Raw genomic sequence first — 25,763 nt, forward strand, 5'->3', positions numbered from 1 at the left:
TGCGGGCGGGACACCCCGGGACGCCGGGGGTGGGGCGGGGACGGACGGGGGCGGCTACGGACCCACCGGAAGCGGCCTGCCGGGCCGGGCACCCGCCACGGGCCACGGGGAGCCTGCCGGGAACGGGCGGGCACACCCGGGCGGCGGCGTGCGTTCCGACGAGGACTGCGGCTCCGGGTACGGGCCCGCCGGGGCCGGCCACGGGCCCGTGGAGGGCGGTTGGGGGTCCGTGCGGGACGGTTGGGGGTCCGTCGAGGACGGCCTCGCGTCCGTTGGGGGCGACTCGGCGCCCGCCGGGCCGGGCCGCGACTCGGCCGGGGACGGCGGTGAACTCGGCGGAACGGGCTGGGAGTTCGCCGGTGACGGCCATGTGTCCGGCGGTGACGGGCGCACCTCCGCTGGTGACGGGCGCACCTCCGGCGGGGATGACCGTCCGCCTTTCGGTGAGGGTGCCGGCGTCCCCACCCCTACAGGGCACCCCGTTGAAGGGCCCTCCGCTGACGGGCGCCCCGGTGAAGGTGCCGCCGGTGGCCTCACCCCCGTCGGCGGGCGGGCCGGGGCCCGGGCCGAGCGGGGGCGGCGGGAGCGCAAGGCCGCCGGGCACCGGCGTCGGCGGCGGCGGATCCTCGTGGTCGTCGCCGGGTTCGTGCTCGCGGCCGGCGGGCTCAGTCTGGCGGAGCTCGGTACGGACGCGCCCTTCTCGCCCTTCGCCGACGACCCTTCGGCCACCGCCGGGGAGACCGAGGCGGAGGACGATTCCGGTTCCGGCGCTCCGGGCCGTACGGCCGGACCGGCCGGGGTGAGCTCCGCCGCCGTCCCGGGCGCGGCCTCCGGCTCCCCGGACGCCTCGGCCCCGGGCTCCGCCTTCGCCTCGCCGTCGGCGGCGGGCACGGGCGACCAGGACGACACGGGCGACCCGGGCGACCCGGGCGGCTCGGGCGGCAAGGATTCCGCTTCCGCTTCGCCGGGGGAGTCCGGCGAGGCAGGGCAGTCGGCCACCACGGGGGCCACGGGCTCCGGTACACCGCCGACGGCCTCGACCGCCCCGGCTCCCACCGGGCCCGCCACCACCGCCCCCACGCCGGACCCGACGACCTCCGCCCCCACCTCCGGGCCCTCGCCCGTCAGATCCTGCGACCGCTTCCTGTGGTGGTGCTCCTGAGCGGTACGAAGACGGCGCAGCCGCATCCCACGTCCAAGGATGCGGCTGCGCCGTGGCCGACGACGGGGGTCAGACCAGGGTCACGGTGATGTTGCCCCGGGTCGCCTTGGAGTACGGGCACACCTGGTGCGCCTTCTCCACCAGGCTCTTCGCGGTCGCCGCGTCGACGTTCGGGATGTTCGCGGAGATCTCCACGATGATCCCGAACCCGTCGTCGTTCTTGCCGATGCCGACCTTGGCGGTGACCGTCGACCCGGAGATGTCGGCGCCCTCCTGCCGGGCGACGACCCCCAGCGCCCCCTGGAAGCAGGCGCTGTACCCCGCGGCGAACAGCTGCTCGGGGTTGGTGCCGGCGCCGCTGCCGCCCATCTCCTTGGGCGGGTTGACGACGACGTCGAGCTTGCCGTCGTCGGTGGCGACCCGGCCGTCACGGCCGTTCTCGGCGGTGGCGACGGCGGTGTACAGGACGTCGGACTGCGTGATGGGCATGCGTTGTCTTCCTCCTCGGTCCGCGGCGACTCGCGCCCACGATCGCCACCGGATTTCGGAAAGAAGTTACCGCATGGCGAAAAAACCGGGAAGGCTAGAGCTTGACGACCATCTTGCCGATGTTGTCGCCGCGCAGGACTCCGAGGAACGCCTCCAGGTTGTTCTCGATGCCCTCGACCACGGTCTCGCGGTACTTCAGCGCGCCCGAGGCCACCCACGGGCCGACCTCCTGGACGAACTGCGGCTGGAGGTCGTAGTGGTCGCCGACCAGGAAGCCCTCGATCCGGCCGCGGGTCTGGATCAGCCGGGCGAGGTTCCTCGGGCCGGGCGCGGGCTCGGTGTTGTTGTAGACCGAGATCATGCCGCAGACCGCGACCCGGCCGCCCTGGTTGAGCGACCCGATGGCCGCCTCCAGGTGGTCCCCGCCGACGTTGTCGAAGTACACGTCGATGCCGTCGGGCGCCGCCTGCCGCAGCTGCTCGGCCACGGGGCCGTTCTTGTAGTTGAACGCGGCGTCGAAGCCGTACTCGTCCACCAGCAGCCGGACCTTCTCGTCGGACCCGGCCGAGCCGATGACCCGGGAGGCGCCCTTGAGCTTGGCGATCTGGCCCACCTGGCTGCCCACGGCGCCGGCCGCGCCCGACACGAACAGGCTGTCGCCCTCCTTGAAGGAGGCGGTGCGCAGCAGACCGGCGTAGGCGGTCAGGCCGGTCATGCCGAGCACGCCGAGGTACGCCGACAGCGGCACGCCCTCGGCGCCCGTGCCGACCTTGACGGCGTTCTTCGCGTCCACGGCCGCGTACTCGCGCCAGCCGAAGAAGTGCAGGACGTGGTCGCCGGGCTCGATGCCCTCGGCCTTGGACTCGATCACCTCGCCGACCGCGCCGCCCTGCATGACCTTGCCCAGCTCGAAGGGGGCGGCGTACGACTTGGCGGCGCTCATCCGGCCGCGCATGTACGGGTCGACGGAGAGGTACTTGTTCCGCACCAGCACCTGGCCCTCGCCCGGGGTCGGGACGGGTGACTCGACGAGCGCGAAGTCCTCGGGCTTCGGCCAGCCGACGGGACGGCTGAGGAGGTGCCATTCGCGGTTGATCATGACAGAGCCTTTCGTGATACTTCAGTACCTGAAACAACCATGCGCCTAAATATTTCAGGATGTCAAGTAACCGGGTATCCTGGCGGGCATGTCCACCCCATCGAACGCCCGCCGCCCCGACCCCCTCACCCGGGAGGTCCTTGAGCTGATCGGCGAGGTCGTGGCCCGTTTCTACGCGGACTACGAGGAGGCGGCGGGCGAGCACACCCTGACCGGCCCGCAGGCCCGGCTGCTCAGTCTGCTCTCCCTGGAGCCGCTGCCCATGCGCAAGCTGGCCCAGAAGCTGAAGTGCGAGCCGTCGAACGTGACCGGGATCGTGGACCGGCTGGAGTCCCGGGGGCTGGTGGAGCGCCGCCCCGACCCGGCCGACCGCCGGGTGAAGGTGGCCGCCGCCACCGAGCAGGGCCGCGCGGTGGCCCGGGACCTGCGCGAGGGCCTGCAGTTCGCCCGCGAACCCCTCGCGGGGCTGTCCGAGGAGGAGCGCCGCTCCCTGCGCGACCTGCTGCGCCGCATGCTCGGGACCTGAGCCCGCGCCCGGCCCCGCCGAGCCAGTAAAGTCCTGCGCATGCGCGATCTCGGGGTGGGTTTCGGTTATCTCCTCAAGGGCCAGCGGTGGGTGACCCGGCACGGCCGCCGGTACGGCTTCGGCCTGCTGCCCGGGCTGATCACACTGGTGCTGTACGCCGCCGCGCTGGTCGCGCTCGCCCTGTGGGGCGAGGACGCCGTCGGCTGGGCCACCCCGTTCGCCGACGACTGGTCCAGCCCCTGGCGGGGCCTGTTCCGCGGCTTCCTGACGGCCGTCCTGTTCGCGCTCGGCCTGCTGCTGGCCGTGCTCACCTTCACGGCCGTCACCCTGCTGGTCGGCCAGCCCTTCTACGAGTCCCTCTCCGAGCGGGTCGACGCCGACGTCTCGCCCGACGGCACCGCTCCCGAGTCCGGCCGGCCGCTCTGGCGCGAACTGTGGATCTCGGCCCGGGACAGCCTGCGCGTCCTGGTCCGGGCCGGACTGTGGGGCGTCCTGCTCTTCGCCCTCGGCTTCCTGCCGTTCGTCGGGCAGACCGTCGTGCCCGTGATCGGCTTCTTCGTCACCGGTTTCTTCCTCACCGAGGAACTCGCCGCCGTGGCCCTCCAGCGCCGGAACGTCGACCTGCGCGCCCGGCTCGCCCTGCTGCGCTCCCGCAAGACGCTGGTCTGGGGATTCGGCACACCGCTGGGCCTGGCCTTCCTGGTGCCGTTCGTCGCCGTGTTCCTGATGCCGGGCGCGGTCGCGGGCGCCACGCTCCTCGCCCGTGACCTGCTGGGCGAGGAGAACGCCGGCGACGACTCCGCCGCCCCCGGCGGGCGGCCCGACACCGAGGACGCCACCCCGTGACCACCGAGGACGCCACCCCGTGACCCGGCTGCTCGCCGTCGCCGTCGTCACGGTCCTCGCCGTGATCGCCCCGGGGCCGACTTCGCGATGATCGTCCGCGACAGCACCAATGTCCTCAACCCCAAGACGACCCTGTTCGTCGTCTCCACCTTCGCCCGGGTCGCAGGCCCCGGCACCCCGCTGTACCGGCAGGCGGGCTACCGCGTCTGGGACCGGGCCGGCCGCACCCCCACGTACCCCTTCGGCCACGGACTCGGCTGCACCGACTGGGCCGAGCCCGGCCCGGACCGTCCGGCCCGCCGCCCGGCCGCCTTCGCCTCCGCCGGGGCCGGCCCCGGCGAAAGCGCCGAGGCCACCGTCGAACTGCCCCGCCGCGCCTTCGAGGTGTGGGACGAGACCACGAAGACGTGGGCGTATGTGAAGGGTTCGTACGAGATCTCCGCCGGCCGCTCGATCACCGGTCGTCGGCGCACCGCACCGATTAACGTCTGATCCGGGACGCTCCCCGCCCACCGCGGACGAAGTCCCCCACGAACAGCCCCGGTCCGGGACCTGACCCCTGGACCGGGGCTCACCGCTCTCAGTCGCGCACCCCGAAGCCGTACACCGTCTCCGAGCGGTAGACCTCGCCGGGACGCAGGGTCGTGGTGGGGAAGTCCGGGCGGTTGGGGGAGTCCGGGAAGTGCTGGGTCTCCAGGGCGGTGCCGGCGTTCGGCGGGAACGGGCCGGACAGGTGGTCGCCGGTGTAGAGCTGGAGGCCCGGCTCGGTCGTCGCCACCGTCAGGATGCGGCCGGAGACCGGGGCGTACAGCTCCGCCACCTCCTCGGGTTCCCGGGTCACGCCCTTGTCCAGGACGAAGTTGTGGTCGTAGCCGGAGCCCGTCGGGCGGGCCGCACGGAAGTCGAGACGGGTGCCCGCCACGTCCGCCGGCGCCCCCACCGGAATCAGGTCCGCGCCCACCGGTGTGTACCGGGACGCGGCCAGCCGCAGCTCGTGCCCGCCGGTGTCACCGGACCCCGCGCCCTCCAGGTTCCAGTACGTGTGGTTGGTCAGGTTCACGACGGTCGGCGCGTCGGTGACCGCCTCGTAGCCGATCCGCAGCGCCCCCGACGCCGTCAGCGTGTACGTCACCGTCACCGACAGCCGCCCCGGGAACCCCTCCTCGCCGTCGGGGCTGTCCCGGCTCAGCCGCAGCCCGTGCTCCACCGGCGCCACCTCCCACACGTGCTTGTCGAAGCCACGCTCCCCGCCGTGCAGGCAGTTGGCGCCCTCGTTGCGCGTCACCTGGTACGTCCGGCCGTCCAGCGGGACGCGGCCGCCCGCGATCCGGTTCGCGTACCGGCCGATCACGGCGCCCAGATACGGCTCCGGATGCCGCAGATAGCCCTCCAGGTCCGGGAAGCCCAGCACCACGTCCGCCGTCCGCCCGGCCCGGTCCGGAACCTCGGCCGACTGCACGATCCCGCCGTACGACAGCACCCGCACCCGCACCCCGCCGCGCTCCAGCGTCCACCGGTGCACCGGAGTGCCGTCGGGAAGTGTGCCGAAAAGTTCGTTCATGAGGAAACACTAGGTCACGGACGCGACGCCGTGACCTTTCGGTACGCGATCTCCGCGAGCCGCGCCTGCCCGTCCTTGCTGGGGTGGAACCAGTCCCAGTGGCTCAGCTGGTCCGTGCCGAAGCGGTAGTCGTACACCGCGCCCCCGTCGAAGCGGCAGCGGCGGTCCTTGGCGCAGACCTCCTTCAGCACCTCGTTGTACTCCACCACCCGTTGCTGCACGGACTCCCGGCGCAGCGTCGCCGCGCTGGTCAGATCGTCCGCGTCGGCCAGCATCGACGGGCAGATGCCCAGCTTCCACACCTGCTTGCCCAGCACGTTCGTCCGGCCCTCGGACCACAGCCGCTTCAGGTTCGGCACGCTCGACACGTACACCTGCGTCTTCGGCAGCGCCGAGCGCAGCGTGCGCATCGCCTCCTCGAAGCCCGCGCGGAAGTCGGCCACCGGCGTCATCGCCGATGCCGTGGTCCGGCAGGCGTCGTTCCCGCCGGCCATCACCGTCACCAACTCCGGGCGGCGGGCCACGGCCTGCGCCATCTGCCCCGGCAGATCGGCCATCCGGGCCCCGGTCACCGCGTAGTTCCAGCTGCGCTCCGCCGCCCCGGCCGCCCCCAGCAGCCGCACCGCGAGACTCTCCACCGCCGCGTCGCTGCCCGTCGCCCAGGAGGCCTCCGGACAGTCCGACAGCACCGTGCACGCGTCGAACCCGCGGGTGATGGAATCGCCCACCGCCGCGACCGAGTCCGGGCTGGTGTCCCACACCGGCGGCCGGGGCGCGCGCGCCTTCGTGCCCTTTGCCGCCGGCGAACCACCGCCCGCGCCCTGGCATCCGGCGACCCCCAGCACCGCGGCCGCGACGGCGGCGAGGGCGGCTCGCACACGGTGGCTTCGCTTGCGCATCCCTGCTGTTCCCCTCGCTCGACGGTCCGGCTCTCCCCCTAGGACAACGACTGAGGGTTCCCGGCCCGGCGTCCCGGGAACGGCCGGTCCCCGTACAAGCGTCCCCCTGGGTGAATGGCGGCGGTTTCCTGGCGCCGGGACCGACGGTACGTCACACTCCTTGCCCCGTCGCAAGGTAGCCTCGCCATCAACGCGGCCGTCGTGCCACTGCCGCCCAGCCAGTCCGCAAGATGTCCCGCTCTGCCCGGAGGTTCCGGTGACGACACGTGGAGTTCTGTACGTGCACTCCGCGCCGCGCGCGCTGTGCCCGCATGTCGAGTGGGCCATCGCCGGGGTGCTCGGCACGCGCGTCAGCCTCGACTGGATCCGGCAGCCCGCGTCCCCCGGCACCTGGCGCTCGGAGTTCTCCTGGCAGGGCCAGGCCGGCACCGCCTCCAAGCTCGCCTCCGCGCTGCGCGGCTGGCACCTGCTGCGGTTCGAGGTCACCGCCGAGCCCTGCCCGACCGCCGAGGGCGAGCGCTACAGCTGCACACCCGACCTCGGCATCTTCCACGCCGTCACCGGCCTCCACGGCGACATCCTGATCCCCGAGGACCGCCTGCGCGCCGCCCTGACCCGCTCCCGGCGCGGCGAGACCGACCTGGAGGCCGAGATCGCCAAGCTCCTGGGCAAGCCCTGGGACGACGAACTGGAACCGTTCCGATACGCGGGCGAGGGCGCCCCGGTCCGCTGGCTGCACCAGGTGGTGTAGCGCGCCCCGCGAGGGGGCCGACGACGATGGCCCGGTCTCCACACCAGGAGACCGGGCCATTCGAGCGTCAAAGGAACTCAGACCGTACGGAACGCCAGCACCACGTTGTGGCCACCGAACCCGAACGAGTCGTTCAGCGCGGCGATCCGGCCCTCCGGCAGCGCCCGCGCCTCACCCCGGACGATGTCCGCGTTGACCTCGGGGTCGAGGTTCTCCAGGTTGATGGTCGGCGGAGCCGTACGGTTCACCAGCGCCAGGATCGACGCGACGGTCTCCACACCACCGGCGCCGCCCAGCAGATGCCCCGTCATCGACTTGGTCGCGGAGATCGCCATGTGGTCGACGTCGTCGCCGAGCACCTTCCGCAGCGCCTTGATCTCGGCCACGTCGCCCTGCGGCGTGGACGTGGCGTGCGCGTTGACGTGCACGATCTCGGCCGGCTTCAGATCCGTGTTGTCCAGCAGGTTCTGCAGCGCGTGCGCGATGCCGTTGCCGGACGGCTCCGGCTGCGTGATGTGGTGGGCGTCGGCGGAGATGCCCTGTCCGACCGCCTCGGCGTAGATCCGGGCACCGCGGGCCTTCGCGTGCTCCTCGGACTCCAGGACGATCACACCGGCGCCCTCGCCGAGCACGAAGCCGTCGCGGCCGGCGTCGTAGGGACGCGAGGCGCCCTGCGGGTCGTCGTTGTTCTTGGACATCGCCATCATGTTGCCGAACGCGGCGATGGGCAGCGGGTGGATGGCGGCCTCGGTACCACCGGCCACGACCACGTCCGCACGCCCGGTGCGGATCATCTCGATCGCGTACCCGATGGCCTCCGCGCCCGAGGCGCAGGCAGAGACGGGGGTGTGCACACCGGCGCGGGCACCCAGCTCGATCCCGACGTTGGCCGCCGGGGAGTTGGGCATCAGCATCGGCACGGTGTGCGGGGAGACGCGGCGTACGCCCTTCTCCTTGAGCACGTCGTACTGGTCCAGCAGGGTCGTCACGCCGCCGATGCCGGAGGCGATGACCGCACCGAGACGGTCGGGGTTCACGGACGAGTCCACCCCGGCCTTGGCGGTGAAACCGGCGTCCTTCCAGGCCTCCTGAGCGGCGATCAGCGCGAACTGCGCGGACCGGTCCAGCTTGCGGGCCTGCGGCCGGGGGATGATCTCGCCCGGCTCCACGGCGATCTGCGCGGCGATACGGACCGGCATGTCCGTCGCCCACTCCTGCTCCAGCAGGCTGACACCGGACGTGCCGGCGACCAGGGCCTCCCAGGTCGAGGCTGCGTCGCCACCCAGCGGTGTGGTTGCGCCGATACCGGTGACGACCACGGTGCGATTGGTCGGGCTCACGGGAATTCTTTCTCCAACGGATACGGGGGAGGACTACCCCCGCCGGTGCGGGGATTACGGCGCCACCGCCGGGTGGCGGGGCCTTGCTACACGCGGCCTACGCGGTGGCCTCAGGCCTGGTGCTTGAGGATGTAGTCGGTCGCGTCGCCGACGGTCTTGAGGTTCTTGACGTCCTCGTCCGGGATCTTCACGTCGAAGCGCTCCTCGGCGGCGACGACGACCTCGACCATGGACAGCGAGTCGACGTCCAGGTCGTCGGTGAAGGACTTGTCCAGCTTGACGTCCTCGACCGGGATCCCGGCGATCTCGTTCACGATCTCGGCGAGACCGGCGACGATCTCTTCCTGAGTGGCGGCCATGTCAGGCGCTCCTTCTTGATATTCCAGACGGGTTAACGGCATTTGTATCCGAACCGGACCGTGTGATCCGGCACGGAGTGCCTAGGGGAGGGTAACGACCGTGGCGGCGTAGACGAGACCCGCCCCGAATCCGATGACGAGCGCGGTGTCGCCGCTCTTCGCCTCCCCGGTCGCCAGGAGCCGCTCCATCGCGAGCGGGATCGAGGCGGCCGAGGTGTTGCCGGTGGTGCGGATGTCACGGGCGACCGTGACGTGCTCCGGCAGCTTCAGTGTCTTCACCATCGAGTCGATGATCCGCACATTGGCCTGGTGCGGGATGAAGACGTCCAGGTCGTCCGCGGTGATTCCGGCCGCGTCCAGCGCCTGCTGGGCGACCTTCGCCATCTCGAACACGGCCCAGCGGAACACCGCCTGGCCCTCCTGCGTGATCGCAGGGAACTTGATGTTGCCCTCGCTGTCGACGGGCAGCCGGGACAGGTCGCCGACCCGGAAACGGTCCCAGGGGACGGTCTGCTTGATCGTCGCGGCCTTGTCGCCCTCGGAGCCCCACACCGTCGGGCCGATGCCCGGCTCCTGCGCGGGGCCCACGATGACCGCGCCGGCGCCGTCACCGAACAGGAAGGCGGTGGCCCGGTCCTCCAGGTCGGTGAGGTCGCTCAGCCGCTCGACGCCGATCACCAGCACGTACTCGGCGGAACCTTCCACCACCATGCCCTTGGCGAGCGTGAGGCCGTAGCCGAAGCCCGCGCAGCCGGCCGAGATGTCGAAGGCGGCGGCCTTGGCGGTGCCGAGCTTGTCGGCGATCTCGGTGGCGATGGCCGGGGTCTGGCTGAAGTGCGAGACGGTGGAGACGACCACCGCGCCGATCCGCTCGGCGTCGATGCCGGCGGCCGCGATCGCCTTGCCGGAGGCCTCGATGGCCATCGCGGCCACGGTCTCCTCGGGACCGGCCCAGTGCCGGGTCTCGATGCCGGAGCGGGAGCGGATCCACTCGTCGGACGAGTCGATCTTCTCCAGGATGACCTCGTTCGGCACCACCCGGGTCGGCCGGTAGCCGCCGACACCGAGGATGCGCGCGTACGGGGCGCCCTTACTGGGCGTGATCTTCGCCATGTACGGCTCCTTAGGCGCCGGCGTGCTCTGCGAGCAGAGCACGGGCCGCTTCGAGGTCGTCGGGGGTCTTCAGGGCCAGCGTCGCGACACCGGGCAGGGCCCGCTTGGCCAGGCCGGTCAGGGTGCCGCCCGGGCACACCTCGACGATCGCGGTGACCCCCAGCTCCTTGAAGGTCTCCATGCACAGGTCCCAGCGGACCGGGTTGGCGACCTGGCCGACCAGCCGCTGGAGCACCTCGGCGCCGGAGGCGACGGCCCGGCCGTCCTTGTTGGAGACGTAGGTCACCTTCGGGTCGGCGGGCGACAGCTCGGCCGCGGCCTTCTCCAGGGTCTCCACGGCCGGGGCCATGTGGTGGGTGTGGAAGGCGCCGGCCACCTTCAGCGCGACGACCTTGCGGACGCCCTCGGGCTTGTCCTCGTTCAGCGCGGCCAGCTGCTCCAGCGTGCCCGCGGCGACGATCTGGCCCGCGCCGTTGATGTTCGCCGGGGTCAGGCCCAGCTTCTCCAGGTGCGGGACGGTGGTCTCGGGGTCGCCGCCGAGCAGCGCCGCCATCCCGGTCCCGGTGACCGCGGCGGCGTCGGCCATGGCCAGGCCGCGCTTGCGGACGAGGCCGAGGGCGGCCGTGTCGTCCAGGACGCCCGCGAAGGCCGCGGCGGTGATCTCGCCGACACTGTGGCCCGCGACCGCGCCCGGCGCGATCTCGGACATGTCACCCAGTGCCGCGGCGGACAGCAGTCCGGCGGCGACCAGCAGCGGCTGCGCCACGGCGGTGTCGCGGATGGCGTCGGCGTCGGCCTGGGTGCCGTAGTGGACGAGGTCCAGTCCGATGGCGTCCGACCAGGCGGCCACGCGGTCCGCGGCACCGGGCAGGTCGAGCCAGGGAGTCAGGAAGCCGGGCGTCTGGGCGCCCTGGCCGGGAGCGACGAGTACGAGCACTCTCACACTCTCTCTTGGGGACGGCGGGGGCCGCCCGTGGGGACAGGGACGAAGAACACGTAGGGCTTTTGTGGAGCCCCGACAAAACCTTATGTCTGGGGTTCACCATCGGCCAGACGCCCCAGGATGAGCGCAATCCGTAGTGTGAACGCGGATCTTACATCCGAGGGGGACCAGCCGGTGACGTCAGTCACACGTCGGAGCCGGTAGCGCACGGTGTTCGGGTGAACGAAGAGCATTCTCGCCGCGCCTTCGAGACTGCTGGCCTGCTCCAGGTAGACACTCAGCGTTTCCAGTAGCGCCGAGCCGGCCTCCTCCAGCGGTCTGTAGATCTCCTCCACCAGTTGCTCACGGGCGCTCGGGTCGCCCGCGATGGCGCGCTCCGGGAGCAGATCGTCGGCGAGCACCGGCCGCGGCGCGTCCTGCCAGGCGGTGCACGCCTTCAGTCCGGCGGCGGCGGCCTGCGCGGAGCGGGTGGCGGCCAGCAGATCGGGGACGACGGGGCCCGCGACGACCGGTCCGGCGGCGAACGGCCCGATCAGCGAGCGGGCGACGGCCAGCGGGTTGTCGCTGCCGCCCGCGACGACCACCAGCCGGTCGCCGAGCACCCCGGTGAGTACCTGGAGCTTGGCGTGCCGGGCGGCCCGCCGGATGGCCTCCACGGTCAGCTCGCTGTCCCCGTCGGGCGCGGTGCCGAGCACCACGCACACGTGTTCCGGCGAGTTCCAGCCGAGCGCGGCGGCCCGGCTGACGGCGCCCTCGTCGGCCTCCCCGCTCAGCACGGCGTTCACCACCAGCGACTCCAGCCGGGCGTCCCAGGCACCGCGTGCCTCGGCGGCCTGGGCGTAGACCTGGGCGGTGGCGAACGCGATCTCCCGGGCGTACACCAGCAGCGCCTCGCGCAGCACGCTCTCGTCGCCCGGGGCGGCCACCTCGTCGATGGCGGACTCCATGACCTCGATGGTGGTGCGCACCATCTCCACGGTCTGCCGCAGCGTGATGGCCCGGGTCAGCTCCCGCGGCGCCGTCCCGAAGACGTCGGTGGAGATCGCCTGGGGGGCGTCCGGGCGCCGGAACCACTCGGTGAAGGCCGCGATGCCCGCCTGGGCGACGAGTCCGATCCAGGAACGGTTCTCCGGGGGCATGGCCCGGTACCACGGCAGGGTCTCGTCCATGCGCGCGATGGCCTGCGCGGCGAGACTCCCGGAGGACTTCTCCAGCCGCTTCAGGGTCGCGGCGTGCGGGTGGATGTGACGGACTGCGGGGTCACCGTGGTGGGATTCGGGTTCGGGCACGGGGACAAGAGTGCCTTATCCGGACGGGCCCCCGCGCCGCCGGGGGGCGGTGACCGGCGGCCCGGCCCCGGCGGGCGGGGGCGGCGGGGCTACCGTGGGGGACGTGACGACGGATGTACGGCGCGCCGGTGAGCGCTACCGCGGAGGGGACCCGCAGGCCGGGATCGACACCCGGCACGCCTTCTCCTTCGGACCGCACTACGACCCCGACAACCTGCGCTTCGGGGCGCTGATCGCCTGCAACGAGGAGCGGCTGGCCCCCGGCGCCGGGTTCGACGAGCACCCGCACAGCCACACCGAGATCGTCACCTGGGTCGTCGAGGGCGAGCTGACCCACCGCGACTCCACCGGGCGCGAGACCCGGGTCGGCCCCGGGGACGTGCAGCACCTGAGCGCGGCGGCGGGCGTGCGGCACGTGGAACGCAACGACGGTCCGGCCCCGCTGACCTTCCTCCAGATGTGGCTGACCCCCCGGGAGCCCGGCGGCACCCCGTCCTACACCCTGGTCCCGGCCGCCGGGGGTCCCGTCCGGTACCCGGTTCCGGCCGCGGGCGCGGTGCTGCACGTACGGCGGCTGGGGCCCAGGGAGCGGACGGCGGTGCCGGACGCGCCACGGGTGTACGTCCATGTGGTGCGCGGCACGGTCCGGCTGGCCGGGGCGGAGCTGGGCCCCGGCGACGCGGCACGGATCACCGGTGCCGAGGGGCTCGAGGCGCTGGCGTCGGCCCCGGCGGACCTGCTGCTGTGGGAGATGACGCCGTAACCCCCGCGGGCCGGTGGCCCCTGTCAGCCGCGCAGTTCGGCGAGGACCGCGTCCGTCAGGGCCGGCCACGCCTCGATCGCCCAGGGGCCGAACGCGCGGTCGGTCAGGGCGACCCCGGCCGCCCCGGCGTCGGGGTCGATCCACAGGAACGTACCGGACTGCCCGAAGTGCCCGAACGTGCGCGGCGAGGACAAGGTGCCCGTCCAGTGCGGGGACTTGCCGTCGCGGATCTCGAAGCCCAGGCCCCAGTCGTTCGGGTTCTGGTGCCCGTACCCGGGCAGGACGCCCTTGGTCCCCGGGTACTGCACGGTCATCGCCGCCGCCACCGTGCGCGGATCCAGCAGCCGGGGCGCCTGCACCTCCGCCGCGAACCGCAGCAGGTCCTCGACCGTCGACACCCCGTCCTTCGCCGGCGAGCCCTCCAGCGACGTGGCCGTCATGCCCAGCGGCTCCAGCACGGCCTGGCGCAGGTACTCCGCGAACGGGATGTCCGTCGCCTTGGCGATGTGGTCCCCGAGCTGCTCGAACCCGGCGTTGGAGTACAGCCGCCGGTCCCCGGGCGGGGCCGTCACCCGGTGCTCGTCGAAGGCCAGTCCCGAGGTGTGCGCGAGGAGATGACGGACCGTCGCCCCGGGCGGACCGGCCGGCTCGTCCAGCTCGATCGCGCCCTCCTCGTAGGCGACGAGCGCCGCGTAGGCCGCCAGTGGCTTGGTGACGGAGGCCAGCGGGAAGCGGTGCGCGAGGGGGCCGCGCGTCCCGAGGACGGTCCCGTCGGCTCGTACGACTCCCGCCGCCGCGGTGGGGACGGGCCAGTTCTCGATCAGCGCCAGGCTCTGCAACGACATGCGTCCGAGCCTATGCGGCTCACAGCGGCAGCCGCATCGACGGGTCCGCATCCCGCGTGAAGCCGAGCGAGGCGTACAGCGGCTCGGCCTGCGGCGAGGCGTTGAGCAGCACGTGTCCGGCGCCGCGCGCCCGGAACCAGGCCAGCAGCTCCTGCATGCACGCGCGCGCGTAGCCCCGCCTGCGGGCGTCCGGGTCGGTCGCCACGCTGAAGACGTACCCGACCCGGCCCCGCGGATTGCCGGGCTTGCCTATGCGGTACTCCACGGTCCCCGCGACCAGCGCGGCCAGCGTCCCCGGCCGGCCGGGGTGGTCCACCACGAACGCGGCGAAGTCCCCGTCCCGAGCCGCGAGCCGTTCGCGCAGCACCGGCACCGACTCGGCCTGCCAGTCGGCGGGCCCGGCACCCCCGCCGCCACCGTCGCCCCCGTCGCCCCACAGGGAATCGATCATGACCTGGCGCAGTCGCAGCACTTCCCCGGCATCCTCGGGCCGGGCCCGCCGTACAAGACTCATGGGGCGCAGGCTAACCACCACCGCCCCGCCCGGTCCTGGGGATTTTCTTACCTGATCGGCTTGCTTGGAGTGCACTCCAACGCCATAGCGTGGGGGCATGACGGTGATGCAGACCACGCCGGCGGCCACGGAGCACGCCGCCCCCGCCGACATCTGCTCCGCCCCTCCCCGGCGCCACCCCCGCCCCGACGGCCAGGACCGCTACACGATCAGCGAGGTCGTCGCGTTCACCGGTCTGACCGCGCACACCCTGCGCTGGTACGAGCGGATCGGGCTGATGCCGCACGTCGACCGCTCGCACACCGGCCAGCGCCGCTACCGCAACCGCGACCTGGACTGGCTGGACTTCGTGACCAAGCTCCGGCTGACCGGCATGCCGGTGGCGGACATGGTCCGGTACGCGGAGCTGGTCCGGGAGGGGGAGGACACCTACGCGGAGCGGCGGGCCCTGCTGGAGTCGACCCGCCGGGACGTCCTGAACCGGATCGCCGAACTGCGCGACACGCTCGCCGTACTCGACCGCAAGATCAGTTTTTACGCCACGGAGGGGACCACTCGATGACCGACGCCAGGATTCCGACGGTACGGCTCGGCGCGGACGGGCCGCAGGTCGGTGTGCAGGGCCTCGGCTGCATGGGCATGAACTTCGGCTACGGCCCGACGGACGCCGGTCAGGCCCGTGCCGCGCTGGACCGTGCCCTGGAGCTGGGCGTCACGCTGTACGACACGGCGGACGCCTACGGCGCCGGGGAGAACGAGCGGTTCCTCTCGCCGTTCTTCAAGGCGCACCGGGACGAGGTGGTCATCGCCACCAAGTTCGCCCTGTCCATCCCGCCGGACGAGCCGACCAAGCGCATCATCCGCAACGACGCCCCCTACATCCGCGAGGCGGTCGAGGCCAGCCTGAAGCGGCTGGACGTCGATGTGATCGACCTCTACTACATGCACCGCCGCGATGTGAACGTCCCCATCGAGGAGACCGTCGGCACGATGGCGGAGCTGGTCCGCGAGGGCAAGGTCAAGCACCTGGGGCTCAGCGAGGTCACCGCCGACGAGCTGCGCGCCGCCTGCGCCGTGCATCCGATCGCGGCCGTGCAGTCGGAATGGTCCCTGTTCAGCCGGGACATCGAGGCCCGGGTCGTACCGGCCGCGCGGGACCTGGGCGTGGCCCTGGTGCCGTACTCGCCGCTCGGCCGCGGTTTCCTCACCGGCTCCTTCACCAACGCCGAGCAGGACCTGACGGCCGGCGACTTCCGCCGTCAGCAGCCCCGCTTCACCGGTGCCAACGCGGCCGCCAACGCGGCCCTGCTGGAGCCGATCCGGGCGATCGCCGAGGCCCGCGGCGCCACTCTGGGCCAGATCGCGCTGGCCTGGGCGCAGCAGCGGGCGTCGGTCGCCGGCCTGACCGTGGTGCCGATCCCGGGCACCCGCAAGCCGGAGCGGGTGGCGGAGAACGTGGCGGCGACCCGTATCACCCTGACCGAGGAGGAGCTGGCCGCCCTGGAGCCGATCGCCTCCCGGGTGGCCGGCGACCGCTACCCGGACATGCGGTTCGCGTCGGCGGGCCGGGAGTAACGACCCGCCCGGCCGGGCGCTCCTCACAGCTCCGCGAGCAGTTCCGCCTTCTTGCTGGAGAACTCCTCGTCGGTGACCAGCCCGGCCTGGTGCAGTTCGCCGAGGTGCCGGATGCGTTCGGCGATGTCGGCGGGGTCGCGCCGGGCCGGGGCCGGTATCACGGGTACCGGCCCCCGGGTGCGTACGGCGGCCAGCACCGCCGCGGCGAACGGCAGCGACTCGTGCACCGGGCCGTAGCCCAGTCCGAAGACGACGGCCGCCGGGTCCTGGTCGGGCTGCGCGGGCGCCGCCGGGCCGGCCGACCGCCGGATCAGCCGCAGGTGACCCTCGAAGACCTCCGGGGAGCGCCACTCCACCCCGCTCAGCTCGGCCACCGCGAAGCTCTGGTCGCCGGCCTTCCACTTCGTCGAGGACGCCCCCGTCCAGGACCAGCGGAACTGCACGGACGTGCCGTCGAAGGAGGCCTTGCCGTCGTAGGCCTTGAAGTGCAGGGGGGCCTCGGGCGCCGCGACCAGGTGCCGGTCGGCGGGGCCGGGCTCGGTGAGCAGCCCCTTCAGCTCGTCGGCGTAGTACTCGGCGAGGGTCTCCCGCTCGGCCGCCAGCACCAGCCGGTAGGGGTCGGAGCCCTCCTTCAGCTGCCCGTCGGCCGCCTCCATCAGCGGATCGGCGCCGGGGCGCGGTCGCAGGCGCAGGACGACCGTCCCGCGCCGGCCCCGGCCGAGGGTCACGCCCTCGACCGCGGCCAGCGGGATGCGGCGCTCGCCCAGCGCCTGGAGCAGCTTCGGTGTTCGAATCCCCCGTTCGTAACGGATGAGCACGGAGTCGGACTCGAACTCCCAGACGGCATGAAATCCCGCCAGTACGTCACCCATGCGGCTCATCGTATGCGGCACGTGTCCCTCCGTCGCCACCCGCGCAGACCGCACTTCCTGCTGTTTCTACGCGCGTTGGGCCGTCGGCGTGCCGGACAGACCGGACCGGCACGCATCGTCCTCTCGTGCGCACGTCACCTCGCCGTACGCGCCCACCCCGATGTCGGCGAGATTGCGCAGGCTGTCCGTGCCGGGCTCGAAGTAACCGCTGTGCCCCTCGGCGTCCCGGGCCGACAGCACCCGCGCGCCGAACCCCGAGGACACCGGGTCGGCGCCGTGGCCGAGGCCGCCCAGCTCCAGATAGGGCACATCGCGCACCCAGTCGGTGGCGTCCCGCATGGCCCACACCCGGGCCGTGGTGCCGAGGTCGGCGGCGCTGGCGGCACGCATGCCGGGGCTCGCGGCCACCGCGAGGTCGGCGACCCGGCGGGGCATGTCGCGCGCGGCGACCCCGCAGAGCACCGAGCCGTAGCTGTGGCAGAACATCGACACCGGGGCCCGGCCGGGCAGGGCGCGCAGCAGCGCGTTCAGCCGTACGGCGCCCTCCTCGGCGCGCAGTCCGGTGGCCGCGTCCACCCCGAGCCCGTCGGGGGAGGTGTAGTCGGCCCAGGCGATCACGGCCGTACGGGTCGAGGGGCGCGCCGCGCGCTCGGCCGCGTAGAGCGCCTTGGCCATGCCGACCGGGGCGCTGTAGGGGCGGCTGGTGCGCTGGAAGGTGAGCAGGTCGGTGTCGACGCCGGGGACGACGACCGAGACCCGCCGGGCGGTGGCGAGGTCGCCGAACACCTCGGCGATGCGGCCGGAGCCCTCGGGGTCGAAGGCCAGGATCTGCCGGCCTTCGCCGAGCAGGGATGCGTAGCGGTGCATCCGCCGGCCCGCGTCCTGCTGGCCCGCCGTGCTCAGCCGGCTGTCGTGCATCCGGGCGCGCTCGGTCCTGCGGGCCTGCTCCAGCGCGAGGTGGTTGGCCCGGTAGCGCAGGGCGACCGGGGCGCCGTTCATATTGCCGACCGCGAGCGGATAGCGGCGGGCCAGCCGGTCGCGGTCGCCCGGGGTGAGCGAGCCGAAGAAGCGGGCGAGCCGGGCCGGTGCGGCGTCGGGATCCGGCAGCCGCAGGCCGTGGAGGTGACCGTGCCGCCACTCGGTGAGCGAGGCCGCGAGCGCCGACGACTCCCGGTGGGTGCGCAGGGCGGTCCAGCCGGTGGTCGCGAGCATCACGAACACCACGGCCAGTGCGAGCAGGGCGCGCCAGATGCTGAGCTGTGGGGAGGTGTCGAAGGAAGTCACTGGGAGGACACACTAGGAGAGCGAGCGGGGTGCGGGGTAACCGAGTGAGGGGGATCACGTTTCGGCGGGCGGTGGTCAGGGAGCCGGCGTCCTGCCAACGATCTCAGGCGGCCCGCCAGTTTCCGGTCAGCGCCGAACCCACCTGATCGAGGTACGACGTGGTGAGCGACCGGATCACCTCGGGCCCGGAGTCCTCGCTCGTGCACCACTGCTGTTCGGTGATCCGCATCACCCCGCCGAACACGGCCACCGCCAGCCGGGGCCGGGGGTCGGTGTCCACGTCGACGCCCTCCCGCTCGGCCAGCACCCGCGCCAGGGTCTCCTCCGTCGCGGCCAGCCGGCGCAGCCGGGCGGCGAGCAGCGCGGGCTCGGCCTCGATCGTCCGGTACATGTTCAGGTGCAGCTCGACCGGCACGACCGACTCGACGGTCTCGCGCATCTCGTCCCAGCTCTCCAGGAACGCCTGCCGCAGGGCCCGCATCGGCGCCTCGTGCGGCGGGCGGGCCCGGACGGCCGCCACGAACGCCGCCTCCGCCATGTCCTGGACCGCGAAGGCCACGTCCTCCTTGCCCGCGAAGTAGCGGAAGAAGGTGCGCTGCGAGACGTCGACGGCATCGGCGATCTCGTCGACGGTCGTGCGCTCGTAGCCCTGCGTGGTGAACAGTTCCAGAGCGGCCCGCAGCAGCGATTCCCGTGTACGCCGCTTCTTGCGCTCGCGCAGCGTCTCCATGGCCACTCTCCTGGTGAAACGAGGGGCGGAACGTCCGTCCGGCCCGGTATTGACCCCCATTTTTCGTGTCAGTAACCGACTAGTGAATTGGTTTGTCAACTGTCAGTGGCTGTCACTAACCTGAGTGTATGACTAGTCAGACCACCATCGACGCCACGGGACCGGGGGACAAAGCGCCGGCAGCCCCGTCCGGGCCGCAGCCGGCCGCGGGCCTGCGCGGCCACCCGTGGCTCACGCTGATCACCGTCGCCGTAGGGGTCATGATGGTGGCCCTCGACGGCACCATCGTGGCCATCGCCAACCCGGCCATCGGCAGGGACCTGCACGCCAGCTGGGCACAGCTGCAGTGGATCACCAACGCCTACTTCCTGGCGCTCGCGGTCTCCCTGATCACCGCCGGCAAGCTGGGTGACCGCTTCGGCCACCGGCAGACGTTCCTGATCGGCGTCGCCGGCTTCGCCGCCGCCTCCGGTGCCATCGGACTGTCCGACAGCATCGCCGCGGTCGTCACCTTCCGTGTCTTCCAGGGCCTGTTCGGCGCGCTGCTGATGCCGGCCGCGCTGGGCCTGCTGCGCGCCACCTTCCCGGCCGAGAAGCTCAACATGGCGATCGGTATCTGGGGCATGGTCATCGGCGCCTCCACCGCCGGCGGCCCGATCCTCGGCGGTGTCCTCGTCGAGCACGTCAACTGGCAGTCGGTGTTCTTCATCAACGTGCCGGTCGGCGCCCTCGCGCTGGTGCTGGGCGCGCTGATCCTGCTCGACCACCGCGCCGAGAACGCCCCGCGCTCCTTCGACCTGCTCGGCATCGCCCTGCTCTCGGGCGCGATGTTCTGCCTGGTCTGGGCCCTCATCAAGGCCCCGGCCTGGGGCTGGGGCAACGGCAAGACCTGGCTGTTCCTCATCGCCTCGGTCGTCGGCTTCGCCCTGTTCGCCCTCTGGGAGAAGCGGGTGCGGGAGCCGCTGATCCCGCTGGCGCTGTTCCGCTCGGTCGCGCTGTCCGCGGGTGTCGTCCTGATGGTGCTGATGGCCATCGCGTTCATGGGCGGCCTGTTCTTCGTCACCTTCTATCTGCAGAACGTCCACGGCATGAGCCCGATCGACGCGGGCCTGCACCTGCTGCCGCTGACCGGCATGATGATCGTCGGCTCCCCGCTGGCCGGTGCCCTCATCACCAAGGCCGGCCCGCGGATCCCGCTGGCGGGCGGCATGGCCGTCACCGCGATCGCCATGTACGGCATGTCCACGCTGGAGGAGAACACCGGCAGCGGCCTGATGTCCCTCTGGTTCGCCCTGCTCGGCCTCGGTCTCGCCCCGGTCATGGTCGGCGCCACGGAGGTCATCGTCGGCAACGCCCCGATGGAGCTGTCCGGTGTCGCGGGCGGTCTCCAGCAGGCGGCGATGCAGATCGGCGGCAGCCTCGGTACGGCCGTGCTGGGCGCGGTGATGGCCTCCAAGGTCGACCACACCCTCGGCGACAACTGGGCGGACGCCGGGCTGCCGAAGCTGCCCCCGGAGCAGCTGCACCAGGCGGCCGAGGCGGTCCAGCAGGGGGTCGCGCCGGTGGCCGAGGGCACCCCGGCCCCCATAGCCGAGAAGATCACCGCGGTGGCCCACCACACCTTCATCGACGGCATGAGCCTCGCCTCCCTCGTGGCGGCGGGCGTGGCCGCGGTCGCCGTCCTCGTCGCGCTGCTCACCAAGCGCGGCGCGAACGCGGAGGCGGGCGCGGGCGTGGGCCACATCTGACGGACCGTCGGGCGGAGTTCGCCCATCAGGGTGACTCCGCTCAAGATCGCTGGCTCCCGGCGCGCGCCGCAGGTCACAGTGGGTCAACTCCTCCGCAGCGCATGGGAGGACCACGGGGCCGCGGCGCGCGCTGTCGGAGGGGGACAGCGCGTCTGGTCTGCTCCGGCGCAACCGGGGTACTCGCATGGTGAAGCCGAACTGTCCAGATGCCTCAGGGAGTTGATGATGGCTGGCTTCGGGCACGGAACACGCGGGTACCCCCGGTCGCGCGGCCGGACGTGGCAGCGCACCGGGCCGGACCGCGCGACGCTCGGGATCATCGGCGCCATCTGCGCGGTGGCCGGCTTCTTCGCGCTGGGGATCGTCCTCGGTCCCGTCGCGATCTTCTGCGGCTGGCAGTCCATGGGCCGCAGCTGGTCCGGCGAACGCAATGTACCGGCGCTGGTGGCCCTGGTCCTGGGCGCCATCGACACCCTGCTCGCCGTCATCGCCCTCGCGGGCGCGGCGACCTGGGGCAACGGCCTCCTCTAGAGGCCCGGCGACCCGTTGCCGGGCGCGGGCGGGCGGTGGCCGGCCGCGCATCCGCCCGCGCCCCTTCGGGGTTCCGCCTCCGTCAGCCGCGCCACCTCGGCGCGCAGCATCCGCACCTCCTCGGCCAGGGCGGCGATCGCCTCCGTCTGCCGCCGCTCCTCCACGTCGTCCTTCTCGAAGCGCGAGATGAACCACGCGGCGATGTTCGCGGTGACGACACCGAGCAGGGCGATCCCGGAGAGCATCAGCCCGACGGCGATCATCCGCCCGAGCCCCGTCGTCGGCGCGTGATCGCCGTACCCCACGGTCGTCATCGTCGTAAACGACCACCACACGGCGTCACCCAGCGTCCGGATGTTCCCGTGCGGCGACTCGCGTTCCACGGACAGCACCGCCAGCGAGCCGAACATCAGCAGGCCGATCACGGCCCCCACGACATACGTGGTCAGCCGGATCTGCGGGGCCATCCGCGCCCGCCGGCCCACCAGCAGCAGCGTCGACACCAGCCGCAGCAGCCGCAGCGGTTGCAGCAGCGGCAGGATCACCGCGCACAGGTCGAGCCAGTGGCGTCGTACGAACGTCTTCCGGTGCGGGGCGAGCGCCAGCCGGACCAGGTAGTCCAGGGCGAACGCCCCCCACACCACCCACTCGACCCCCGTGCACACGGCCGTCAGCGAGCGCCCGGCGGAGTCGTCCACGATCGGCACCGCGTAGGCCACGGCGAAGGCCACCGCGAGCCCCAGCAACGGCCGCTCGGTGTACCGCTCCCACCGCGCCTGCGCGGACAGCTGTTCCATGGCCGCAATCGTAGGAAACGGTAAGAGCCGCGGGCCCTTGAGGGGCGCGGGGAACGGCGCGACGACCGGCCCCCGCCGGCCCGCGCCTTCCCCACTACCCCCTGTCGGCCGAAGCCAAGGGCAACGGCTACGCGTCGCCCCCGGCCGCCCCCGGATCCGCGGCGGAGACGTCCAGCAGCCGGTACCGGTCGATGGCCTGCTTCAGCACGGACCGGTCGACCTTGCCCTCCCGCGCCAGCTCCGTCAGCACCGCCACCACGATCGACTGGGCGTCGATGTGGAAGAAGCGGCGCGCGGCGCCCCGGGTGTCGGCGAAGCCGAAGCCGTCGGCGCCCAGGGACTGGTACGGGCCGGGCACCCAGCGCGCGATCTGGTCCGGAACCGATCGCATCCAGTCGGACACGGCCACGAACGGGCCCTCGGCGCCGCCCAGCTTGCGGGTCACGAACGGCACCCGCTGCTCCTCCTCCGGATGCAGCAGGTTGTGCTGCTCGCAGGCCACGGCCTCGCGGCGCAGCTCGTTCCAGGAGGTCGCGGACCACACGTCCGCCCGGACGTTCCACTCCTCGGCGAGGATCCGCTGTGCCTCCAGGGCCCAGGGGACCGCGACGCCCGACGCCATGATCTGTGCCGGGATCGCGCCGCCGGTGGCCTCGCCGATCCGGTGGATGCCCTTGACGATGCCCTCGACGTCCACGTCCGGCGGTTCGGCGGGGTGCCGGATGGGCTCGTTGTAGACGGTGAGGTAGTAGAAGACGTCCTCGCCGTGCGGGTGCTCGGGCGAGCCGCCGTACATCCGGCGCAGGCCGTCCTGGACGATGTGCGCGATCTCGTAGGCGTACGCCGGGTCGTAGGCCACGCACGCCGGGTTGGTGGAGGCCAGCAGCTGGGAGTGGCCGTCCGCGTGCTGCAGGCCCTCGCCGGTCAGGGTCGTACGGCCGGCGGTCGCCCCCAGGACGAAGCCGCGCGCCAGCTGGTCGGCCATCTGCCAGAACTGGTCGCCGGTGCGCTGGAAACCGAACATCGAGTAGAAGACGTACACCGGGATCAGCGGCTCGCCGTGCGTGGCGTACGCCGAGCCCGCGGCCATCAGCGAGGCCGTGCAGCCCGCCTCGGAGATGCCGTCGTGCAGCATCTGGCCGGTCGGCGACTCCTTGTAGGCCAGCAGCAGCTCCCGGTCCACGGACTCGTACTGCTGACCCAGCGGGTTGTAGATCTTCGCACTCGGGAAGAAGGAGTCCATGCCGAACGTGCGATACTCGTCCGGCGCGATCAGCACGAACCTCCTGCCGATCTCCTTGTCCCGCATGAGGTCCTTCAGGAGCCGGACAAAGGCCATGGTCGTCGCGATGGACTGCTGGCCCGTGCCCTTCTTCACGGTCGCGTACGCTTTGTCGTCCGGCAGGGCGAGCGGCTGCGAGCGCACGACCCGCGTCGGGACGTAACCGCCGAGCGACCGGCGGCGGTCGTGCATGTACTGGAGCTCCTCCGAGTCCGGGCCCGGGTGGTAGTACGGCGGCGGGCCGGACTCCAGCTCCCGGTCGGAGATCGGCAGGTGCAGCCGGTCCCGGAAGCGCTTGAGGTCGTCGACGGTCAGCTTCTTCATCTGGTGCGTGGCGTTGCGGCCCTCGAAGTTCGGGCCCAGCGTCCAGCCCTTGACCGTCTTGGCCAGGATGACCGTCGGCTGGCCCTTGTGCTCCTTGGCCGCCTTGAACGCGGCGTAGATCTTGCGGTGGTCGTGACCACCGCGGCCCAGGTGCAGGATCTGGTCGTCGGTCATGTTCTCGACCATCGCGCGCAGCCGGTGGTCGTCGCCGAAGAAGTGTTCGCGGATGTAGGCCCCGGACTCGGTGGCGTACGTCTGGAACTGGCCGTCCGGGGTCGTGTTCATCTTGTTGACGAGGATGCCGTCCCGGTCCTGCGCGAGCAGCGGGTCCCAGGAGCGGTCCCAGATCAGCTTGATCACGTTCCACCCGGCGCCCCGGAAGACCGACTCCAGCTCCTGGATGATCTTGCCGTTGCCGCGCACCGGGCCGTCGAGGCGCTGGAGGTTGCAGTTGACCACGAAGGTCAGGTTGTCCAGGCCCTCCCGGGCGGCCAGGGTGAGCTGGCCGAGCGACTCCGGCTCGTCCATCTCGCCGTCGCCGAGGAACGCCCACACATGCGAGCGCGAGGTGTCGGCGATGCCGCGCGCCTGCATATAGCGGTTCATCCGCGCCTGGTAGATCGCCGAGAGCGGGCCGAGGCCCATGGAGACCGTCGGGAACTCCCAGAAGTCCGGCATCGAGCGCGGGTGTGGGTAGCTGGACAGGCCGTCGGGGTACTTCGACTTCTCCTGGCGGAAGCCGTCGAGCTGCTCCGCGGTGAGCCGGTCGAGCAGGTACGCGCGGGCGTAGATGCCGGGGGAGGCGTGGCCCTGGAAGAAGACCTGGTCGCCGCCGTCACCCTGGTCCTTGCCGCGGAAGAAGTGGTTGAAGCCGACGTCGTAGAGCGAGGCGGAGGAGGCGAAGGTGGCGATGTGGCCGCCCACGCCGATGCCCGGCCGCTGGGCGCGTGAGACCATGACGGCGGCGTTCCAGCGGGTGGCGTTCAGGATCCGGCGCTCGATGTCCTCGTTGCCGGGGAAGAACGGCTCGCTCTTGGTGGGGATCGTGTTGACGTAGTCCGTGCTGCGCATCTCGGGCACGGCCACGCGCCTCTCGCGGGCGCGCTCGATCAGGCGCAGCATGAGATAGCGGGCCCGCTCCCGGCCGCGCTCGTCGACGGCGGCGTCCAGGGAGTCGAGCCATTCCTGGGTCTCTTCGGGATCGAAGTCAGGAACCTGACTCGGAAGGCCGCCAATGATGATCGGATTGCGATCGGATCCGGAAGCCACGCTGTTCCTTACCTGTCGGAGGGCCAGTTCTCGTTACAGCTGCCTGCACCGTTCCCCATCGTGGACCTGGGGAACGCGTACGTCATCTCCACGGTCGTCTCCGCCGGCGCACCACCGGTCAAAACGCAACGATACGCCCGGGGTGTGACGTGCTTGGCAAAATTGTTCGAGCGACGTAACCCAGGATGATTCCGAACGGGGCAAACCGGGCACACCGGCGTGATGTGGGTGGGGGAAAAGCGCGATACGGTGCCAGGAGTTGCGGCGACACGGCCGGGATCGTCACCGTTTCGACGGTCCCGACGGCCGGGTACTTGCGCGATCCGTCCCGCCCGTGTGGACTACGGCCAATGCTTCGCGCACGCGCGTGGCTGAGATACTCAACAAAGACATGATCAGGAGGCAACCCGTGAGCGCGACCGCGGACCACGCGGAGGAGCGGACGAACCCTGCCGCCAGGCTGGGGTTCCAGCCCGGGCAGGTGGTCCAGGAGATCGGCTACGACGACGACGTCGATCAGGAGCTCCGCGAGGCCATCGAGGAGGTCACCGGGACTGACCTCGTGGACGAGGACTACGACGACGTGGCCGACGCCGTTGTGCTGTGGTTCCGTGACGACGACGGCGACCTGACGGATGCGCTGGTGGATGCCACCACGTACATCGAAGAGGGCGGCGCCATCCTGCTCTTCACGCCGAAGACCGGCCGTGACGGGTATGTGGAACCGAGCGACATCCAGGACGCCGCCACGACGGCCGGTCTGACGGCGTCGAAGAGCGTCAGCGTCGGCAAGGACTGGAGCGGCTCGCGTCTGGCGACGCCCAAGGCCGCCAAGTCCAAGCGGTGACCGTC

General features: G+C 72.0%; 26 protein-coding genes and 1 pseudogene. 11 read left to right on the forward strand and 16 right to left on the reverse strand.

The genetic code is table 11. From position 1 onward, the window contains the following. Nucleotides 1–628: 628 nt before the first annotated feature. Nucleotides 629–1,162 carry a hypothetical protein gene (locus ABD350_RS09415; protein WP_344347384.1) on the forward strand — a complete coding sequence of 178 codons (534 nt, stop codon included), beginning with the start codon at nt 629–631 and terminating at the stop codon, nt 1,160–1,162. Between the two features lie 69 nt (nt 1,163–1,231). On the opposite strand, the gene ABD350_RS09420 is transcribed toward ABD350_RS09415, so the two are convergent. After that, entirely contained in the window at nt 1,232–1,651 is a 420-nt protein-coding gene (locus ABD350_RS09420; protein WP_344347385.1) for an organic hydroperoxide resistance protein, read from the reverse strand. Between the two features lie 94 nt (nt 1,652–1,745). Continuing rightward, nucleotides 1,746–2,750, reverse strand: a complete 1,005-nt coding sequence (locus tag ABD350_RS09425; protein ID WP_344347386.1) for an NADP-dependent oxidoreductase — start codon at nt 2,748–2,750, stop codon at nt 1,746–1,748. A gap of 88 nt (nt 2,751–2,838) precedes the next feature. On the opposite strand from ABD350_RS09425, the gene ABD350_RS09430 reads away from it, so the two are divergent. The 3 genes and pseudogenes from ABD350_RS09430 to ABD350_RS09440 form a co-directional block, all read left to right on the forward strand. Next, nucleotides 2,839–3,276 (forward strand): MarR family winged helix-turn-helix transcriptional regulator, encoded by a 438-nt coding sequence (locus ABD350_RS09430; protein WP_344347387.1) that lies wholly within the window; start codon nt 2,839–2,841, stop codon nt 3,274–3,276. A gap of 39 nt (nt 3,277–3,315) precedes the next feature. Beyond that, the gene (locus ABD350_RS09435; protein WP_344347388.1) at nt 3,316–4,122 is read left to right on the forward strand and encodes an EI24 domain-containing protein; all 807 of its coding nucleotides are present in this window, start codon (nt 3,316–3,318) and stop codon (nt 4,120–4,122) included. 195 nt (nt 4,123–4,317) lie between these two features. Further along, nucleotides 4,318–4,614 (forward strand): annotated as a pseudogene (locus ABD350_RS09440) (fibronectin type III-like domain-contianing protein); the annotation flags it as partial. Nucleotides 4,615–4,702: 88 nt separating this feature from the next. Here the strand turns inward: ABD350_RS09440 and ABD350_RS09445 are convergent. Together ABD350_RS09445 and ABD350_RS09450 are read right to left on the reverse strand one after the other, a co-directional pair. Beyond that, nucleotides 4,703–5,683 (reverse strand): aldose epimerase family protein, encoded by a 981-nt coding sequence (locus ABD350_RS09445; RefSeq protein WP_344347389.1) that lies wholly within the window; start codon nt 5,681–5,683, stop codon nt 4,703–4,705. A gap of 14 nt (nt 5,684–5,697) precedes the next feature. Then, nucleotides 5,698–6,582 carry an SGNH/GDSL hydrolase family protein gene (locus ABD350_RS09450; protein ID WP_344347391.1) on the reverse strand — a complete coding sequence of 295 codons (885 nt, stop codon included), beginning with the start codon at nt 6,580–6,582 and terminating at the stop codon, nt 5,698–5,700. Between the two features lie 256 nt (nt 6,583–6,838). Here ABD350_RS09450 and ABD350_RS09455 point away from each other — a divergent pair, with 256 nt between their 5' ends. Then, nucleotides 6,839–7,333, forward strand: a complete 495-nt coding sequence (locus ABD350_RS09455; protein WP_344347393.1) for a DUF3145 domain-containing protein — start codon at nt 6,839–6,841, stop codon at nt 7,331–7,333. 77 nt (nt 7,334–7,410) lie between these two features. Here ABD350_RS09455 and fabF read toward each other — a convergent pair whose 3' ends face one another. The 5 genes from fabF to fasR form a co-directional block, all read right to left on the reverse strand. After that, entirely contained in the window at nt 7,411–8,673 is a 1,263-nt protein-coding gene (fabF, locus tag ABD350_RS09460) for a beta-ketoacyl-ACP synthase II (RefSeq protein WP_344347394.1), read from the reverse strand. Between the two features lie 110 nt (nt 8,674–8,783). Continuing rightward, nucleotides 8,784–9,032 carry an acyl carrier protein gene (locus ABD350_RS09465; RefSeq protein ID WP_030604530.1) on the reverse strand — a complete coding sequence of 83 codons (249 nt, stop codon included), beginning with the start codon at nt 9,030–9,032 and terminating at the stop codon, nt 8,784–8,786. Nucleotides 9,033–9,113: 81 nt separating this feature from the next. Beyond that, nucleotides 9,114–10,145: a ketoacyl-ACP synthase III gene (locus ABD350_RS09470; protein ID WP_344347395.1), complete on the reverse strand. Its 1,032-nt coding sequence runs from the start codon at nt 10,143–10,145 to the stop codon at nt 9,114–9,116. Nucleotides 10,146–10,155: 10 nt separating this feature from the next. Continuing rightward, nucleotides 10,156–11,082: an ACP S-malonyltransferase gene (locus ABD350_RS09475; RefSeq protein WP_344347396.1), complete on the reverse strand. Its 927-nt coding sequence runs from the start codon at nt 11,080–11,082 to the stop codon at nt 10,156–10,158. Nucleotides 11,083–11,171: 89 nt separating this feature from the next. Continuing rightward, nucleotides 11,172–12,377 carry a fatty acid biosynthesis transcriptional regulator FasR gene (fasR, locus tag ABD350_RS09480; protein ID WP_344347397.1) on the reverse strand — a complete coding sequence of 402 codons (1,206 nt, stop codon included), beginning with the start codon at nt 12,375–12,377 and terminating at the stop codon, nt 11,172–11,174. A 103-nt stretch (nt 12,378–12,480) separates the two neighbouring features. On the opposite strand from fasR, the gene ABD350_RS09485 reads away from it, so the two are divergent. Further along, nucleotides 12,481–13,140 (forward strand): pirin family protein, encoded by a 660-nt coding sequence (locus tag ABD350_RS09485; RefSeq protein WP_344347399.1) that lies wholly within the window; start codon nt 12,481–12,483, stop codon nt 13,138–13,140. 23 nt (nt 13,141–13,163) lie between these two features. Here the strand turns inward: ABD350_RS09485 and ABD350_RS09490 are convergent, their stop codons facing one another. Then, on the reverse strand, nt 13,164–13,985 hold the full coding sequence (locus tag ABD350_RS09490; protein ID WP_344347400.1) for a serine hydrolase domain-containing protein: 822 nt from the start codon (nt 13,983–13,985) through the stop codon (nt 13,164–13,166). Nucleotides 13,986–14,004: 19 nt separating this feature from the next. Then, nucleotides 14,005–14,499: a GNAT family N-acetyltransferase gene (locus ABD350_RS09495; protein ID WP_344347401.1), complete on the reverse strand. Its 495-nt coding sequence runs from the start codon at nt 14,497–14,499 to the stop codon at nt 14,005–14,007. A gap of 97 nt (nt 14,500–14,596) precedes the next feature. On the opposite strand from ABD350_RS09495, the gene ABD350_RS09500 reads away from it, so the two are divergent. After that, nucleotides 14,597–15,061 (forward strand): MerR family transcriptional regulator, encoded by a 465-nt coding sequence (locus ABD350_RS09500; RefSeq protein WP_344347402.1) that lies wholly within the window; start codon nt 14,597–14,599, stop codon nt 15,059–15,061. Then, entirely contained in the window at nt 15,058–16,074 is a 1,017-nt protein-coding gene (locus ABD350_RS09505; RefSeq protein WP_344347403.1) for an aldo/keto reductase, read from the forward strand. The genes ABD350_RS09500 and ABD350_RS09505 overlap by 4 nt, the downstream gene beginning before the upstream one ends. 23 nt (nt 16,075–16,097) lie before the next feature. Here the strand turns inward: ABD350_RS09505 and ABD350_RS09510 are convergent, their stop codons facing one another. The 3 genes from ABD350_RS09510 to ABD350_RS09520 form a co-directional block, all read right to left on the reverse strand. Next, entirely contained in the window at nt 16,098–16,946 is an 849-nt protein-coding gene (locus tag ABD350_RS09510; RefSeq protein WP_344347404.1) for a DUF4429 domain-containing protein, read from the reverse strand. Nucleotides 16,947–17,012: 66 nt separating this feature from the next. Beyond that, on the reverse strand, nt 17,013–18,230 hold the full coding sequence (locus ABD350_RS09515) for an alpha/beta hydrolase (protein ID WP_344347405.1): 1,218 nt from the start codon (nt 18,228–18,230) through the stop codon (nt 17,013–17,015). A gap of 103 nt (nt 18,231–18,333) precedes the next feature. Continuing rightward, nucleotides 18,334–18,960 carry a TetR/AcrR family transcriptional regulator gene (locus ABD350_RS09520; RefSeq protein WP_344347406.1) on the reverse strand — a complete coding sequence of 209 codons (627 nt, stop codon included), beginning with the start codon at nt 18,958–18,960 and terminating at the stop codon, nt 18,334–18,336. A gap of 128 nt (nt 18,961–19,088) precedes the next feature. Between ABD350_RS09520 and ABD350_RS09525 the strand changes: the two genes are divergently transcribed. Both ABD350_RS09525 and ABD350_RS09530 read left to right on the forward strand, forming a co-directional pair. Continuing rightward, a complete protein-coding gene (locus ABD350_RS09525) occupies nt 19,089–20,708 on the forward strand; it encodes an MFS transporter (RefSeq protein ID WP_344347407.1) in 1,620 nt (539 codons plus the stop codon). Nucleotides 20,709–20,933: 225 nt separating this feature from the next. After that, entirely contained in the window at nt 20,934–21,239 is a 306-nt protein-coding gene (locus ABD350_RS09530) for a small hydrophobic protein (protein ID WP_344347408.1), read from the forward strand. On the opposite strand, the gene ABD350_RS09535 is transcribed toward ABD350_RS09530, so the two are convergent. Next, complete coding sequence (locus ABD350_RS09535) at nt 21,236–22,036, reverse strand: potassium channel family protein (RefSeq protein ID WP_344347409.1); 801 nt, start codon at nt 22,034–22,036, stop codon at nt 21,236–21,238. The genes ABD350_RS09530 and ABD350_RS09535 overlap by 4 nt on opposite strands. Nucleotides 22,037–22,163: 127 nt before the next feature. Then, nucleotides 22,164–24,911 carry a pyruvate dehydrogenase (acetyl-transferring), homodimeric type gene (gene aceE, locus ABD350_RS09540; protein ID WP_344347411.1) on the reverse strand — a complete coding sequence of 916 codons (2,748 nt, stop codon included), beginning with the start codon at nt 24,909–24,911 and terminating at the stop codon, nt 22,164–22,166. A gap of 409 nt (nt 24,912–25,320) precedes the next feature. Here aceE and ABD350_RS09545 point away from each other — a divergent pair, with 409 nt between their 5' ends. Further along, nucleotides 25,321–25,758 (forward strand): DUF3052 domain-containing protein, encoded by a 438-nt coding sequence (locus ABD350_RS09545; protein WP_030776836.1) that lies wholly within the window; start codon nt 25,321–25,323, stop codon nt 25,756–25,758. Nucleotides 25,759–25,763 lie beyond the last annotated feature (5 nt).

It is taken from the genome of Streptomyces nogalater (assembly GCF_039532885.1).
GTDB lineage: Bacteria > Actinomycetota > Actinomycetes > Streptomycetales > Streptomycetaceae > Streptomyces > Streptomyces nogalater.